The organism is Bradyrhizobium sp. SZCCHNS2022, from assembly GCF_032377575.1.
GTDB classification, from domain to species: Bacteria; Pseudomonadota; Alphaproteobacteria; order Rhizobiales; family Xanthobacteraceae; genus Bradyrhizobium; species Bradyrhizobium aeschynomenes.
The window spans coordinates 5683222-5699183 of sequence record NZ_JAUHHZ010000001.1; the positions used below are offsets into that span (position 1 = coordinate 5683222).

A 15962-nucleotide genomic window follows, 5' to 3' on the forward strand; every position below is an offset into this window, starting at 1 on the left:
CGACTACTCCGCGCCGAAAATGTCGTCCTGATCCATCCGCACCGCGCGCAGAGCGCGCGTCCGGCGCCACTCCTCCTGCTGGACCGAGGTGGCGTAGGTGATCAGCAGCGAGCGGCGGCGCGCGCCGCTGCCGTTGCGGGTCGCACCGTGCAGCACGTTGACGTCGAACAGCAGGATGTCGCCGGCCTCGCCTGTCGTGACGAACGGGGCAGCCTGCGCATCATCCGTGTCTTGGCGATGCGTGCCCGGCGCCACCTGCGTCGCGCCATTGTCGGGGCCGAACGGATCGAGAAAGGCCAGCGCCGAGACCGCGTCGGTGCGCGTGCGCTCGATGCTGTCGCGATGCAGCGGCTGCTGGCCGCCATCGTGCAGCGGCTCGCGGCCTTCGACCTGGCCGAGAAAGAACGGCGCCTTCAGGATGTGATGCACGGCCGCGAGCATCACCGGCAGGCGGCAGACGCGCTGCACGGTCGCATCGAGATCGACCATGGCGTGGCGCCAGTCGCGACCGCGCGGCACCGGCCATTGCTGGGATGGCAGCGTGCCGGCCTCGAACGCATTGCGTAGCGGCGCAAGCCAGTCCGCCGGGATGGCACCGCGCAACAGCAGATAACCGTCCGCATCAAGGCGGCGTGCCTCCGCATCCGGAAGCTGGCCGACGCCGACACGCGTGAGGGCTGCAGACATGGTGAGCTCGCACATTGAGGGGTCGTGGTTCGCCGCGTCATGGTCGACGATCCGGCGCGCCTCGGCAAGCTCGCTTGCGCCCGTGCAGCCGGTGGCGCTTCGCGCCGTCGCATTCATCCGGCCGTGACGTCCATCGCTGCAGACGACGCTGAGGCGATGGGCCGCACTGCGGAACGGCCGGATCGCCGACGCCGGTTCACCGTTCGTTAACCCTCTCGACCTACCTCTCGTTAGCAACACTCTGCAACGATCCGATAAACGGGGTAAACGAGCGATCCGAGCTCCTTGGAAGCACACATGGTAGCCATCCAAAGCACCAACCAAATCTCGCCCGCCAATGAGCGCGTCTATCGCCAGAGCAACCTGCTGGGCGAGTGGAAGGGCAGTTGGACCGCCAACGGCCAGGCCGTGAGCTTCAAGGTCGTCAACATCAGAGGCGCCGCCGCCACGGTGGAATACACCCATAACGGCCGCACCGAGCGCGGCATCGGCGAGGTCAACGGCTCGACCATCGACTTCGGCGCGGTCACGCTCGGCACCAAGAACGGCAAGAACGCGGTGCTGCTGTTCTCGGCCGGCGGCGGCAAGGCCACGGCGATGCTCGAAAAGCAGGCCCCGCCCGCCAATGAGAGCAATCTCGTCGGCAGCTGGGCCGGCTACAACGGCGAAAACGGCCAGAGCGCGAGCTTTCGCGTGCTGTCCGTCAACGGCAAGGAGGCCCAGGTCAGCGTGACGACCAACGGCGTCACGCGCCAGGGCACCGGGATCGTCTACAACAACGTCATCATGTTCGGTCAGTCGCAGATCTCGACGACCGACGGCAAGAGCGGCAAGGTCATCTTCCAGGTCGGCAACAAGTCCTACCTGGTCCCGGTCGACAAGCTGCCCAAGACGGCCTGAGCTCGGCCTGAGCTCAGACGCTCGAAGTCCAGACTCCCGAAGTCTCGACGTTCAGACGCCTGCCATCATCACGTATTTGATCTCGAGATATTCCTCGATGCCATGATGTGAGCCCTCGCGCCCGAGACCGCTTTCCTTGACGCCGCCGAACGGTGCGACCTCGGTGGTGATCAAGCCGGTGTTGACGCCGACCATGCCGGATTCCAGCGCCTCCGCGACGCGCCAGACGCGGCCGAGGTCGCGGGCGTAGAAGTAGGATGCCAGACCGAACGGCGAGGCGTTGCACATCGCGATGATGTCGGCCTCGTCCTTGAAACGAATGACGGGCGCGAGCGGACCGAACGTCTCCTCATGCGCCACCAGCGCGTCGGCCCTCACGTCCCGCAGCACGGTCGGCTCGAAGAAGGTGCGGCCGAGCGCATGACGCTTGCCGCCGGTGACGATCGTCGCACCGCCCTTGACCGCATCAGCGATGTGGCGCTCGACCTTCTCGACCGCCTCCGCATTGATCAGCGGGCCCTGGGTGACGCCGGCTTCCGTGCCCTCGCCGATCTTCATGGCCGCGACCTTGGCGGCGAGCTTCGCGACGAAGGCGTCGTAGATGCCGTCCTGCGCATAGAGGCGATTGGCGCAGACGCAGGTCTGGCCCATGTTGCGATATTTGGAGACGATCGCGCCCTCGACGGCGGCATCGACGTCGGCATCGTCGAACACCACGAAGGGCGCGTTGCCGCCGAGCTCGAGGCCGAGCTTCTTCACCGTGCCGGCGGATTGGCGATACAGGATCTTGCCGACCTCGGTCGAGCCGGTGAAGCCCACGAAGCGCACCGCCGGATGCTCGCACAGCACTTTTCCAATCGGCGGCGCATCGCCGGTGACGATGTTGAGCGCGCCCTTCGGGATGCCGGCGCGCTCGGCCAGCACGGCGAGCGCCAGCGCCGACAACGGCGTCTCGTTGGCCGGCTTCAGCACCACGGTGCAGCCGGCGGCAAGCGCCGGCGATACCTTGCGAGTGATCATCGAGTTCGGGAAATTCCACGGCGTGATCGCGCCGCAGACGCCGATCGGCTGCTTCAGCGCCAGCAGGCGCGCATCGGGCTTCTGCGTCGGAATGGTCTCGCCATAGACGCGGCGCGCTTCCTCGGCGAAGAACTCGATATAGGCGGCGCCGATGTCGACCTCGCCCAGCGCTTCCGCCAGTGGCTTGCCCTGCTCGGAGGTCAGGATCAGCGCGAGATCCTCGCGGTTCGCAATGATCAGCTCGAACCATTTGCGCAGGATGTTCGAGCGCTGCTTGGCGGTCAGCTTGGCCCACAGCGGAAAGGCGCGTGCGGCGGCCTCGACGGCGTGCGTGGTCTCGGCAGCGCCGAGCTGCGCAACCTTCGCAATCTCCACGCCAGTGGCGGGATTGACGACGGGAAGCACCGGCACGCCGACCCAGCCGCCATCGATATAGCTCTGCTCGCGCAGCAGCGACGGATCCTTCAGGCGGTCGCGCAGGCTGAGGGTGGCGTCGGACGCGCGGGCGGCGGCGGGCGGTGTCATTGGGCATCTCCTCGAAGCGGTCGGTATCTCGCTCCGAATATAGCCCCCGCACGGCGCAGGCGCACGGTGTGTGCGCCTCACGAACGGTACATTCGACCGGGCCAACCGTGCCCTGACAGCACCAAATGCGGTGCCGGCAACCGTGTCCGGTCAGCGCGGTCTCAGGCCGCGCCGCTCATATAGGTCTCGCGACGGCCGATCATCCGTTCGGCCGCGGCCTTGGCGTCGGCCTTGGTCGAGGTCGCGCACGTCCTGTATTCGAGGTCCGGCAAGGTGGCGGGATCGCGGCGCCCGAACCAGGATTTCTGCCCGACCGGCAGCAGCGCCAGCGCCTGCGCCACATTGTCGACCGCACCGAACGCATACAGCGCCCCCGTGGCGGCGACGCGCACTTCATAGATCCCCGGGGTGATCGGTGCCTCGATATTGTCACCACGACCCGGGCGGGGATACCGCTTCCACTCGCTCCACTTCGAAATCATATCGCCCCCACTGGCGGAATATGCCGCCATAGCCATACCGTCGGCTCGAAAAAGCCGGTTGTTGAACCCTTTAATGCAAAAATGGTTGCAACTCACAACAGTCCGAGGCCCGTGGTGGGAACATGGCGCCCATGTGACGGACTCGCGGCTCGATGGAACTAATCATGATTCTCTGAGGATTTTGAAGGGCTGTGGCGCCGCCGCCCCGGTTCTCCCGCCTTGTCTTCGTTCGCGCCGCATCATCACGAGATCGCGACCAGCTGCGTCGGCGAGGGTTCTTGCCGCCCCGATCGGGGCAGGGAACAATCCCGTACCGTCAACAAGAACGGAACGGAGGAGACCATGCAGAACAAGACCGACATCGACGGCGTGCTACGACAGAAGGCGGACGCCAAGGAGATTCCGGGCGTCGTCGCCATCGCAGCTGACAGCAACGGCCTCATCTACGAAGGCGCCTTCGGCAAGCGCGATCTCGGCCGCGACGATCCGATGACCACCGACAGCGTGTTCTGGATCGCCTCGATGACCAAGGCGATCACCTGCGCCGCCGGCATGCAGCTGGTCGAGCAGGGCCGGCTGTCGCTGGATGCGCCGATCGGGCAGGTGCTGCCGGACCTCGCGGCGCCCAAGGTGCTCGACGGCTTCGACGCCAATGGCGAGCCGATCCTGCGACCGGCGAAGGCCGCGATCACGCTCCGCCATCTCATGACCCACACCGCGGGCTTCTGCTACGACATGTGGAACGGCGACATGGCGACCTACGTGCAGAAGGCCGGCACGCCGGGCATCATCACCTGCAAGAACGACGCGCTGAAATTGCCGCTCGCGTCCGATCCCGGCACGCGCTGGGAATATGGCATCAACATCGATTTCGTCGGCAAGGCGGTGGAGGCCGCGAGCGGCCAGACGCTCGATGCATATTTGCGCGACCATCTGTTCGCACCGCTCGGCATGGACGATACCGGCTTCAGGCTCGGGCCGTCGCAGCGCGAACGCCTGGTCGGCATGCATGCGCGCGGCGACGACGGCTCGCTGGCGCCGATCCCGTTCGAGATCGAGCAGGAGCCGGAATTCCACATGGGTGGCGGCGGCCTCTACGGAACCGCGGGCGACTACATCCGCTTCACCCGGATGATCCTCAACAACGGCCGGGGCAACGGCAACCAGGTGCTCAAGCCCGAGACCGTCGCCGCGATGCGCGACAATCACATCGGCGAGCTGGAGATGACGAAGATGGCCGCGGCCGTGCCCGGCGTGACCAACGATGTCGATCTCTATCCCGACATCGTCAAGAAATGGGGCCTCAGCTTCATGATCACGACGGCGCAGACAGCGGAGGGCCGCAGCGCCGGCAGCCTCGCCTGGGCGGGCCTTGCCAACACCTACTACTGGATCGATCCGGCGCGCGACGTCACCGGCGTGATCCTGATGCAGCTGCTGCCGTTCGCAGACCGGCTGTGCCTGGAGACGTTCGCGGGCTTCGAGCGCGGGGTGTATGCCGGGCTGGATGCTGCCGGCGGCAAGAAGGCGGCGTGATGGAGTGAGGGCATGCGGAGGCGGGGTGACCGACAGATCAATCCGCCCCCGAAGTGGCCAACTAATAAGTGAGCTGCGTCGGATCAGAGCGCACGATCCTCAGATGTTGGATCTGACCCGTTGCGGCACGAACAGTGCGCTCCCTCTCCCCGTTGTTACGGGGAGAGGGGCAGCCGCGCGGGAAGTTTTCGTGGAGGGACCTGTGCCCCCTCACCCGGATTGCATCTTCGATGCAATCCGACCTCTCCCCGCAAGCGGGGCGAGGTCAAGTGGCACCGAATAAGCCGCCTCAGCGACCCGTTCTAGCAGCTAGACCTTCAGCCCGGTCTGCGCCGCCAGCTCCTTCAGCGACACCTGCGGCCGGGCGCCGATGTGCTGGATCACCTCGGCGGCGGCGAGGCCGCCGAGCTTGCCGGCCATCTCGTAGCCCGACTTGCGCACCAGCCCGAACAGGAAGCCGGCGGCAAACAGGTCGCCGGCGCCGGTCGTATCCACCAGCGTCTCGATCGGGTGCGCCGGCACCGCGATCACGCCGTCGTTCGACACCACGACGCAGCCCTTGTCGCTGCGGGTGACGATGCCGAGCGTGGCATCCTCGCGGAGCTGCTTCAGCGCGCCATCGAAATCTGAGGTCTGGTACAACGAATGCAACTCAGCCTCGTTGGCGAACACCAGATCGACGGTGCCGCCGCGCATCAGCTCGAGGAATTCGTCGCGATAGCGGTCGACGCAGAACGAGTCCGACAGGGTCAGCGCGACCTCGCGGCCGGCATCATGCGCGATCGTCGCCGCCTTCACGAACGCGTCCTTGGCGTCCTTCGGGTCCCACAGATAGCCTTCGAGATAGACGATGCGGGCGGCCGCAATCTGGGCGGGATCGATGTCGGCCGCCGTGAGGTTCTGCGCGGCACCGAGATAGGTGTTCATGGTGCGCTCGCCGTCCGGCGTCACCAGGATGTAGGAGCAGCCGGTGGCCGGCCCGTCGGCCGCGGCCGACGTGTCGAAGGCGACGCCGGCGGCGCGGATGTCGTGCGAATACATCCGGCCGATCTGGTCGTCCTTGATCTTGCCCACATAAGCCGCGCGCGCGCCGAGGCTGGCCAGACCGACGATGGTGTTGGCGGCCGAGCCGCCCGACATCTCGGTCGCCGGTCCCATGTCACGGTAAATCGCCGCCGCGCGGGCCTCGTCGATCAAGGCCATGCCGCCCTTGGTCATGCCGTGCCTGGCGAGAAAGGCTTCATCGGCCTGCACCAACACGTCGAAAATCGCGTTGCCGATGCCGAGAACATCGTATTTCGCGTCAGTCATCCACTGGCCCCGTTTACGGCGTTTGCAAACGCTGCGGCCTATCACAAGCGGCGCTGCTATAGAAGCCTCATGATCCGATCATTCGTGACCGTGTTGTCAGGAACACTCACCTCACGCCTGCTCGGCTTCAGCAGGGACGCGCTGATGGCCGCGCTGCTGGGGGCCGGACCGGTTGCGGACGCGTTTCTCGCGGCGTTTCAGCTCGTCAACGTCGCCAGGCGATTGCTCACGGAAGGCGCACTCAACGCCGCGCTGGTGCCGGCGTGGTTGCGAATATACCAGCAGGCGGGATCGACGCAGGCGGCAGCTTTTGCCGGCCGCGTGCTCGGCACCGTCAGCGCCTGCCTGCTCGCGGCCACGATCGCGCTGGCGCTGCTGATGCCGATCGCGATGATGGTGCTCGCGCCAGGCTTTGCCGGTGACGAGACGCTCACCCTTGCGGTGAACGACGCCCGGCTGATGCTGCCCTATCTCGCCTTCGCCGGCCCCTCAACGGTGCTGCTCGCGCTTTCCAGTGCACGCGGCCGCTTCGCGCTGGCCGCGTTTGCGCCGCTGCTGTTCAACGTTGCGCTGATCACCGTGACGATCGTGCTGCTGACGCAACACGCGGATCCCTCCCGGGCCGCGCTGCTGCTCGCCGCCACGATCGGCATCGCCGGTCTGCTGCAGCTCGCGATGCTGGCGCAGCGCGGCGACAGGAGCAACGTCGCCTCGCCCGTGCGCGTCTCGCTCGATGCGGAGATGCGCGGCTTCTTCGCCAAGGCGCTGCCCGGCATGGTAGCGAGCGCAGCGCCGCAGCTGCTGGTGATCGGCGGCGCGATCATCGCGTCGACCACGCCCTCGGCCGTGTCATGGCTCTATTTCGCCAACCGCCTGATCGAGCTGCCGCTCGGCCTGGTCGGCGTGGCGATGGGCACGGTGCTGGTGCCGGAGCTGACGCGCGCGCTGCACGCCGGCAACAAGGAGGCGCTGTCGCGCGTGCAGTCGCGCGGCGTGGAGCTGACGATGGGCCTCGCGCTGCCCGCGACGCTCGGACTGATGATCCTGAACGAGCCGATCGTTCGTTTGCTGTTCGAACACGGCGCGTTCGGCTCGCAGGATGCCGCCGCGACCGCGCGGGTCTTGACCTGGCTCGCGGCGGCGCTGCCGGCGCAGGTGCTGACCAAGGCGCTGCAGCCGGCCTTCTTCGCACGCGAGGACACACAGACGCCGCTGCGCGCGACGCTGATCGGATGCGGCACGGCGATCGCGCTGGCGTTCCTGCTCGGCCAGATCTTTGCGGTCAGCGGCATCGCCGCCGGACTCGCGCTCGGCGCCTGGGCCAACGCCGCCGTGCTGCTCCGGCGCGGCAGCACGCGCTTCGGCTTCGATCTCCAGCCGGCATCACGGCGCCGGCTGCCGCGGATCGCACTCGCCGCGGCCATCATGGCCGCCATGCTCTGGATCGCGGCGACCCGTGCCGGCGAGGCAGACGGCGGCCATCATCTTGGAGCCGCGCTCCTGCTCACCGCCCTGATCGGCGGCGCGGTCATCCTGTACACGGCGCTCCTGGCCGGGCTCGGCGTCGTCAGCTTGCGTGAGACGATGCTCGCGATCCGGCAGCGGCCCGCCCGCGACCTGCCCGCTGGCGACTTGCACCTTTGAGGCGCCCGTGCCAAACGACGCAGCAAATCCATCATCTGGAACAGCGACCATGGCCTTCGTGGAACGGGTTTTCTCGGGCGTCCAGCCGACCGGCAACCTGCATCTCGGCAACTATCTCGGCGCGATCGTCAACTTCGTGAAGATGCAGGAGACGCACAACTGCATCTATTGCGTGGTCGACATGCACGCCATCACGATGCCGATCGACGTCTGGGGCGGTCCGGCGGAGCTCGCGCGCAACACCCGCGAGGTCACCGCAGCCTTCATCGCAGCCGGCATCGATCCGAAGAAGCATATCGTGTTCAACCAGAGCCAGGTCTCGGGCCATGCCGAGCTCGCCTGGATCTTCAACTGCGTTGCGCGCATCGGCTGGCTGAACCGCATGACGCAGTTCAAGGAGAAAGCCGGCAAGGATCGTGAGAATGCGTCGGTCGGTCTGTACGACTATCCGGTGCTGATGGCTGCCGACATCCTGCTCTATCGCGCCACCCATGTTCCGGTCGGCGAGGACCAGAAGCAGCATCTCGAGCTCTCGCGCGACATCGCGCAGAAGTTCAACAATGATTTCGGCGACGCGATCCGGGCCCAGGGTTTTGGCGACGGCCTGTTCTTCCCGCTGCCGGAACCGTTCATCACCGGGCCTGCGACGCGCGTGATGTCTTTGCGCGACGGCACGAAGAAGATGTCGAAATCCGATGCCTCGGACTACTCGCGCATCAACCTGACCGACGATGCCGATACGATCGCGCAGAAGGTCCGCAAGGCCAAGACCGATCCGGAGCCGCTGCCCAGCGAGGAGAAGGGACTGGACACCCGCCCCGAGGCCGACAACCTCGTCGGCATCTACGCGGCGCTGTCGGACCGCAGCAAGGCCGACGTGCTCAGGGATTTCGGCGGCGGCCAGTTCTCCAGCTTCAAGAACGCGCTGGTCGAGCTGTGCGTCACCAAGCTCGGCCCGATCGCGGCCGAAATGAAGCGGCTGACGGCGGACCCGGGCTATGTGGATTCCGTGCTCGTCGATGGCGGCGAGAGGGCTCAGACCATCGCGGCCGAGACGATGAAGACCGCCAAGGACATCGTTGGATTCATCCGCAAGCCCTGAACGGAGCTGCACGCCGCAAATCCCGCCGCTACGGAACCGACGCCCCTCTCCCCAACGGAGACGGGCTGTGGCAGCATCGCGGCCGGATCGACTCGCAGCAGCAGGCGGGAACGAGGATGGCGGCGCAGCGGCAGAGCTACCAGACCGGCCATGCGCCGAAATGCCTGGTCGTCGTCGACGACAGCGCGGAATGGGACCGCGCCATCCGCTATGCGGGGCGTTGGGCCATGCGCGCCGGCGGCCGGATCGTGACCCTGCACATCATCGAGACCGAGGACCAGAACCAGCAATGGCTGGGGGTCGCCGACCTGATGCGGGCCGAAGCGCAGGACGAGGCCAATGCCGCGCTCGACCAGGCGGCCGCGCTGCTGTCCGCCATCGGCGCGGCCGCGCCGGAACGGGTGATCCGCGAGGGCGAGCCGACGGCCCAGATCCTGGCCACCATCGAGCACGACAGCGACATCGCGCTGCTGGTGCTGGCAGCCAACTCCGGCGTCGATGGCCCTGGACCGCTGGTCACCCATGTCACCAAGACCATCGGCGCCTTCCCGATCCCCCTGGTGATCGTGCCGGGCGACCTCAAGGACGCCGATATCGACGCGCTTTCATAGGCTTAAGGACGAAATCCACGGACCGTCCCCTTGATCGTGCGCGTCTCCTTGCCATCTGCTATGACAACGTCACAGGCCGGCCTTGAACCGGCGCTGCCGGAGAAAACCATGTTCATCCAGACTGAAGCCACTCCCAATCCCGCCACCTTGAAGTTCATCCCGGGCCGCGTCGTGCTGCCGGCCGGAACGATGGAGTTTTCGAGCCGGGACGCCGCCGCCCGCTCTCCGCTCGCCGAGCGCCTGTTCGGCGTCGACGGTGTCACCGGCGTGTTCTACGGCGCCGATTTCATCACGGTGACCAAGAGCGACGGCGAATGGCAGCATTTGAAGCCGGCCATTCTCGGCGCGATCATGGAGCACTACATGTCCGGCGCGCCGCTGCTCGCCGACGGCAGCGCCGCCAATGACGAATCCGCCGACGAGGACGACGAGTTCTATGACGAGGCCGACACCGAGACCGTCGGCATGATCAAGGACCTGATCGAGAGCCGCGTCCGCCCCGCCGTCGCCAATGATGGCGGCGACATCACCTTCCGCGGCTTCAAGGACGGCATCGTCTATCTCAACATGAAGGGTGCCTGCTCCGGCTGCCCGTCATCCACGGCGACTTTGCAGCACGGCATCCAGAACCTCTTGAAGCACTTCGTGCCCGAGGTCGTCGAAGTCCGTCCGATGTAAGACGAGGCGAGAGGCGAGTGGCGAGCAGATTCAATCGCTGCTCCCCATTCGCCATCCTACCTGCCCTGCTCCTACCTGCCCTGCCAATGGAAGCGGACGCTTGTGGCGCATGCGCTCCGACATCTCGACGCTCTGCTCGCCGACCGCATGCGCCGTCGATGACACATCCTCATTCTCATTGACTCATTCTCATCGACGCTCTGTATCGCCTCGTTGATCGTATCGACCTGAGCCATCGCATCCCGCGATGCCGCGCCGGCTCGCCAGAACGACATCGGGACGCCCTCTGCTCCTGACGGTGGGATCAGCGCGGGCGCCTGGGCCCCGGCGCAACGGCCGCGAAATGCGGGGGACAATTCCCACAGGCCCGGAAAGATTTGCTCAAATAGCTGCTAGTTCAGTAGTTTAGCTTTTCGCTGGTTGAGCCTTGATGCGTTTTTTCTTGTCAGGATGTAAGAAGGCGTCAACCGACTTTATCAAAGTACCACAATCGGTATTGGGCGCCCCTTTCAAACGCGAATCTGACGGATGCTGATCCTCGCCATCGATACCGCCCTCGACCATTGCGCCGCCGCCGTCCTGGACACTGATTCGGCCGCGATGCGCGCCCAGGAGACGCTGCCCATGAAGCGCGGCCACGCGGAGGCGCTGATGCCGCTGCTGGCGCGCGTCATGCAGCAATCGGGGGTCGGCTTTTCCGACCTCGACCGGATTGCCGTGACGACCGGCCCCGGGAGTTTCACGGGACTGCGCGTCGGACTCTCCGCTGCGCGCGGGATTGCTCTGGCAGCCCACAAGCCGGTGGTCGGCGTCACCACGCTCTCTGCCTACGCAGCGCCCGTTGTCAGCGAGGACCGCGCAAGCCCGGTGATCTCCGCGATCGATGCCCGGCACGACCATGTCTACTATCAAGTCGTGAGCGGCAGCGGCGAAGAGCTGGTCGCGCCGCAAGTGGCGGCGATCGACGACGTACTGGCCGCTGCACGCTTCGGTGCCCCTCATCTCGTCGGCAACGCCGCGGCGATCCTGGCCGGACGGTGGCCCGGCAATGAGGCGGCGCCCGTCGCGGTCGACACCGAGGCCGGCCCCGACATCACGTGGGTCGCCTGGCTCGGGGCGGCGGCGGACCCCGCTTACGCACCGGCGCGGCCGTTCTACCTGCGCGCGCCCGACGTCAAGCCGCCCGCAAGCGCGCCGCTCGAACCGGTGCGGACGGCCGCTTCGCAATGAACATGTTCTTCCGGTGGCTTGGCCGCACCAAACCCTCCATCGACACCGCCTCGCTGCGCGACGCCCCCCGTCTGGCCCAGATTCACGCCGCCTCGTTTCATCGCGGCTGGGGCGAAGGCGAATTCGAGACGATGCTGGCCGAGCGCAACACAATGATCCATCGTCTGCGGCTCGGGCGGAAGCTGATCGGCTTCATCGTCTCGCGGATCGGCGCAGACGAGGCAGAAATTTTATCGGTCGCCCTTGACCCAAATCAGCGCGGACGAGGGCTTTCTCGTGATCTGCTGCTGCAGCATCTCGGGCATCTTGCAGGCCGCGGGGTCCGGACGGTGTTTCTCGAGGTCGAGGAAAACAACCAGCCGGCCCGCCGACTCTACGAACGTGCCGGATTTGCGACCGTCGGTCGACGGGAACGTTATTACCTTCAGCCCGGCGGGGAACAGCTGAATGCGCTTCTGATGCGCCGGGACTTGTCGTAACCTGCGCTTGGTGGCAGAAAGCGCATCCTTGAGGCGAGACACGATGACCTCCTTGAAACCAACGCCAGCGCTCAACTCCACCGGCATCGAGGCCCGTTGCGCCGCCACCGGCATGCGGATGACCGAGCAACGCCGGGTCATTGCCCGTGTGCTCGCCGAAGCCTGCGACCATCCCGACGTCGAAGAGCTCTACCGGCGCTGCGTCGCCGTCGACGACAAGATCTCGATCTCGACGGTCTACCGCACCGTGAAGCTGTTCGAGGACGCCGGCATCATCGAGCGTCATGACTTCCGTGAGGGCCGCGCCCGCTACGAGCAGATGCGCGACAGCCATCACGATCATCTGATCAACCTGCGGGACGGCAAGGTGATCGAGTTCACCTCCGAGGAAATCGAGAAGCTCCAGGCGGAGATCGCGCGGCGGCTCGGCTACAAGCTCGTCGATCATCGGCTCGAGCTCTATTGCGTACCGCTCGACGAAGAGACGAATGGCTGACGTCACGCCGGCTTCCAACCTCGATCTGGTCATTTTCGATTGCGATGGCGTGCTGGTCGACAGTGAGGTGATCTCCTGTCAGGCCCACGCCGACGTTCTCACGTCGTGTGGCTATCCGATCACGGCCGATCAGGTGTTCGATCGCTTCCTGGGACGCTCTTCCAAGCAGGCGACATTCGAAGTCGAGGCCGAGCTCGGCCGCAGCCTTCCCGACGATTTCAACGCCAGGCTGCAGGACCAGCTGTTCCGCGCCTTCGAGCAGGATCTGCGCGCCGTGGACGGCATCGGCCAGGCGCTCGACGGCATCGACGTGCCGGTCTGCGTCGCCTCCTCCGGCTCCCACCAGCGCATGCGCGTGAGCCTCGGCGCGACCAGGCTGTACGATCGCCTTGCTCCGCACATCTTCTCGTCCTCCCAGGTCGAGCATGGCAAGCCCGCCCCGGACCTATTCCTGTTCGCCGCGGCCCAGATGAAGGCGCGGCCCGCGGCCTGCGTGGTGGTCGAGGACAGCCTCGCCGGAATCCGGGGCGCGCTGGCCGCCGGCATGACCGTGCTCGGGTTTCACGGCGGCAGCCATTGCCGTCCCGGCTATGCCGACAGTCTGCGGGCGGCCGGTGCAACGCTGGTTTTCGACGACATGCGGCAATTGCCACTCATTCTCAGCAGGCTCGGCGAGAAAACCGTCCCCCTCGCTGGATTTTCGGCCGTCTAGCCTATATCTGAGCCCCGCGCCGAAATTGGCGTGCCCCCGACCGCATGCAAGGGTTCATGACGCCGCCGCGCAAGCTGCACATCAAGTCCTATGGCTGCCAGATGAACGTCTACGATGCCCAGCGCATGGTGGACACGCTGGGGGCCGAGGGCTTCGTCGAGACCGCCGATGCCGGCGACGCCGACCTCGTGATCCTCAACACCTGCCATATCCGCGAGAAGGCCTCTGAAAAGGTCTATTCGGAGCTCGGGCGTCTCAGGGTGGCCAAGGAGGAGGCTGCAAAGTCGGGGCGCGCGATGCAGATCGCCGTGGCCGGTTGCGTGGCCCAGGCCGAGGGCGCCGAAATCATCGCGCGCGCCCCGACGGTCGACGTCGTGGTCGGGCCGCAAAGCTACCACCATCTGCCGGAGCTGCTGGCACGTGCTGGCCGGGGCGAACCGGCGATCGAGACTGAATTCCCGGCGGAGGACAAGTTCGGCCTGCTGCCCCGGCCGAGCCGCGAGGCCATCCGCGCCCGCGGCATCTCGGCCTTCGTGACCGTGCAGGAAGGCTGCGACAAGTTCTGCACCTTCTGCGTGGTGCCATATACCCGCGGCAGCGAGATGTCGCGCCCGGTGGCGCGGATCGTCGATGACGTCATTCAACTGACCGAGAACGGCGTCCGCGAGATCACGCTGATCGGCCAGAACGTCAACGCCTATCACGGTGAAGGTCCCGACGGCCGCGCCTGGACGCTCGGGCGGTTGCTCTATCGCATCGCTGAGATTCCCGGCGTGGCGCGGATCCGCTACTCGACGAGCCATCCCAACGATGTCGACGACGACCTGATTGCGGCGCATCGCGACCTCCGATCGGTGATGCCGTTCGTGCACCTGCCGGTGCAGTCCGGTTCCGACCGGATCCTCGGCCTCATGAATCGGAAACATAACGCGTCCGACTATCGCAAAGTCGTCGACCGTTTTCGCGCGGCCCGCCAGGACATTGCATTCTCTTCGGACTTCATCGTCGGGTTCCCCGGCGAGACCGAGGAAGATTTTCGTGCCACCCTCGCGCTGATCGACCAAATCGGCTACGCTGCAGCCTATTCATTCAAGTATTCGCCGCGTCCGGGAACCCCGGCCGCGGACATGCAGGAGATGGTGTCAGCGACCGAGATGGACGAGCGATTGGAGCGCCTCCAGAGCTTGATCGACAGCCAGCAGGCGGCCTTCAACAGGGCTGCAATTGGCGCGGTTGTCGACGTGCTGTTCGAACGCGCGGCCCGCAAGCCCGGTCAATTGGTCGGACGGACCGCCTATCTGCAGCCGGCCCATGTGATGGCGTCCGACGACATCATCGGTCAGGTCCTCCCCGTGCGGATCGACAGCCTCGAGCGCTACAGCCTGCTCGGCGAACTCGTCACGACGACAACGGCTCCGATTCCGGACGCCGCCCTGCCCCTTGTGTCCATCGGAGGCTGAGCACTTGCCCAAGAGCGCATCGGATTCCTCTTCGCTCGCTCCCAGCCGCAAGTTCGACCGCGACATGTCCATGCCCCCCGAGACTCAGGTCGTCATCGATTTCGACGACAACCGCGCCGCTTCAGCCCTCGTCGGGCCCTACGGCCAAAACCTCGCTTTGCTCGAGCGCAGGCTCGGCGTCGTCGTCGACTCGCGCGGCAACCACATCACGATCGGCGGCTCGCGTGACGGCTGCGATGCCGCGCGCCGGGTGCTGGAGTCGCTCTATGCCCAGGCCGTCAAGGGACAGGATCTGGCGCAGGGCGATGTCGAAGGCGCAATTCGCGCCGTGGTCGCGCAGGGATCGCTGTTCGAGTTCGACGCCAAGGGCGCCAAGAGCGGGTTCGAGAGCATCAACCTGCGCAAGCGGCCCGTGCGCGCCCGCACGGCCGCGCAGGATTCCTACATCCGCGCGCTGAAGCGCCATGAGCTGGTGTTCGGGATCGGTCCGGCCGGCACCGGCAAGACCTGGCTCGCGGTCGCGCATGCCGCGCAGCTGTTCGAGCGCAAGGAAGTCGATCGCATCATCCTGTCGCGGCCTGCCGTCGAAGCCGGTGAGCGGCTCGGCTTCCTGCCCGGCGACCTGCGCGAGAAGGTCGATCCATATTTGCGCCCGATCTACGACGCGCTCTACGATCTGATGGATGCGCGCGTGGTCGAGCGCGCGCTGCAGGCCGGCGAGATCGAGATCGCGCCGCTCGCCTTCATGCGCGGACGCACCTTGACCAATGCCGCAATCATCCTCGACGAGGCGCAGAACACGACATCGATGCAGATGAAGATGTTCCTCACGCGTCTCGGCGAAAACAGTCGCATGATCATCACCGGCGATCCCTCGCAGGTCGACCTGCCCAACGGCCAGACGTCGGGCCTCGCGGAAGCTGCGCGGCTACTCGACGGCGTCGAAGGGATCGCGCAGGTGAGGTTCACCGGCGAGGACGTCATTCGCCACGAGCTGGTCGCGCGCATCGTTGCAGCCTATGAAGGCCCGAAGGCCCGCTGACCTCAGAGCAAGCACGCCGATCGGCGCGTGATATCAGCGCCATCCGC

The 15962-nt window shown here is 66.2% G+C and carries 16 protein-coding genes; 12 read left to right on the plus strand and 4 right to left on the minus strand.

Going from position 1 to position 15962, the window contains the following annotated elements; translation table 11 throughout:
• Positions 1-3: 3 nt before the first annotated feature.
• Entirely contained in the window at positions 4-687 is a 684-nt protein-coding gene (locus tag QXZ94_RS25360; RefSeq protein WP_315722997.1) for a phytanoyl-CoA dioxygenase family protein, read from the minus strand.
• Positions 688-984: 297 nt separating this feature from the next.
• Here QXZ94_RS25360 and QXZ94_RS25365 point away from each other — a divergent pair, with 297 nt between their 5' ends.
• A complete protein-coding gene (locus QXZ94_RS25365) occupies positions 985-1587 on the plus strand; it encodes a hypothetical protein (RefSeq protein WP_172113515.1) in 603 nt (200 codons plus the stop codon).
• Between the two features lie 51 nt (positions 1588-1638).
• On the opposite strand, the gene QXZ94_RS25370 is transcribed toward QXZ94_RS25365, so the two are convergent.
• Together QXZ94_RS25370 and QXZ94_RS25375 are read right to left on the minus strand one after the other, a co-directional pair.
• Positions 1639-3132 carry an NAD-dependent succinate-semialdehyde dehydrogenase gene (locus QXZ94_RS25370; protein WP_315723000.1) on the minus strand — a complete coding sequence of 498 codons (1494 nt, stop codon included), beginning with the start codon at positions 3130-3132 and terminating at the stop codon, positions 1639-1641.
• A gap of 161 nt (positions 3133-3293) precedes the next feature.
• Complete coding sequence (locus QXZ94_RS25375; RefSeq protein WP_172113517.1) at positions 3294-3614, minus strand: hypothetical protein; 321 nt, start codon at positions 3612-3614, stop codon at positions 3294-3296.
• 342 nt (positions 3615-3956) lie between these two features.
• Between QXZ94_RS25375 and QXZ94_RS25380 the strand changes: the two genes are divergently transcribed.
• Positions 3957-5150, plus strand: a complete 1194-nt coding sequence (locus tag QXZ94_RS25380; RefSeq protein ID WP_315723003.1) for a serine hydrolase domain-containing protein — start codon at positions 3957-3959, stop codon at positions 5148-5150.
• Positions 5151-5459: 309 nt separating this feature from the next.
• Here QXZ94_RS25380 and QXZ94_RS25385 read toward each other — a convergent pair whose 3' ends face one another.
• Complete coding sequence (locus QXZ94_RS25385; protein ID WP_315723005.1) at positions 5460-6461, minus strand: adenosine kinase; 1002 nt, start codon at positions 6459-6461, stop codon at positions 5460-5462.
• Between the two features lie 69 nt (positions 6462-6530).
• Here QXZ94_RS25385 and murJ point away from each other — a divergent pair, with 69 nt between their 5' ends.
• The 10 genes from murJ to QXZ94_RS25435 all read left to right on the plus strand — a co-directional run bounded on the left by murJ (position 6531) and on the right by QXZ94_RS25435 (position 15915).
• A complete protein-coding gene (murJ, locus tag QXZ94_RS25390) occupies positions 6531-8105 on the plus strand; it encodes a murein biosynthesis integral membrane protein MurJ (RefSeq protein WP_315723007.1) in 1575 nt (524 codons plus the stop codon).
• Positions 8106-8154: 49 nt separating this feature from the next.
• Entirely contained in the window at positions 8155-9207 is a 1053-nt protein-coding gene (gene trpS / locus QXZ94_RS25395) for a tryptophan--tRNA ligase (protein ID WP_172113521.1), read from the plus strand.
• 116 nt (positions 9208-9323) lie between these two features.
• Complete coding sequence (locus QXZ94_RS25400) at positions 9324-9818, plus strand: universal stress protein (RefSeq protein ID WP_172113522.1); 495 nt, start codon at positions 9324-9326, stop codon at positions 9816-9818.
• A gap of 108 nt (positions 9819-9926) precedes the next feature.
• A complete protein-coding gene (locus tag QXZ94_RS25405) occupies positions 9927-10496 on the plus strand; it encodes a NifU family protein (RefSeq protein ID WP_172113523.1) in 570 nt (189 codons plus the stop codon).
• 528 nt (positions 10497-11024) lie between these two features.
• Complete coding sequence (gene tsaB / locus QXZ94_RS25410; RefSeq protein WP_315723011.1) at positions 11025-11726, plus strand: tRNA (adenosine(37)-N6)-threonylcarbamoyltransferase complex dimerization subunit type 1 TsaB; 702 nt, start codon at positions 11025-11027, stop codon at positions 11724-11726.
• The gene (gene rimI, locus QXZ94_RS25415) at positions 11723-12205 is read left to right on the plus strand and encodes a ribosomal protein S18-alanine N-acetyltransferase (RefSeq protein ID WP_315723012.1); all 483 of its coding nucleotides are present in this window, start codon (positions 11723-11725) and stop codon (positions 12203-12205) included. Before tsaB ends, rimI begins: the two co-directional genes overlap by 4 nt.
• Before the next feature lie 43 nt (positions 12206-12248).
• Positions 12249-12701, plus strand: coding sequence for a Fur family transcriptional regulator (locus tag QXZ94_RS25420; protein ID WP_172113526.1), 453 nt, complete (start codon positions 12249-12251; stop codon positions 12699-12701).
• A complete protein-coding gene (locus QXZ94_RS25425) occupies positions 12694-13413 on the plus strand; it encodes an HAD family hydrolase (RefSeq protein WP_315723013.1) in 720 nt (239 codons plus the stop codon). Before QXZ94_RS25420 ends, QXZ94_RS25425 begins: the two co-directional genes overlap by 8 nt.
• A 56-nt stretch (positions 13414-13469) precedes the next feature.
• Positions 13470-14873 carry a tRNA (N6-isopentenyl adenosine(37)-C2)-methylthiotransferase MiaB gene (gene miaB / locus QXZ94_RS25430; protein WP_315723015.1) on the plus strand — a complete coding sequence of 468 codons (1404 nt, stop codon included), beginning with the start codon at positions 13470-13472 and terminating at the stop codon, positions 14871-14873.
• Positions 14874-14877: 4 nt separating this feature from the next.
• Positions 14878-15915: a PhoH family protein gene (locus QXZ94_RS25435; protein ID WP_172113529.1), complete on the plus strand. Its 1038-nt coding sequence runs from the start codon at positions 14878-14880 to the stop codon at positions 15913-15915.
• The last annotated feature ends 47 nt before the right edge of the window (positions 15916-15962 follow it).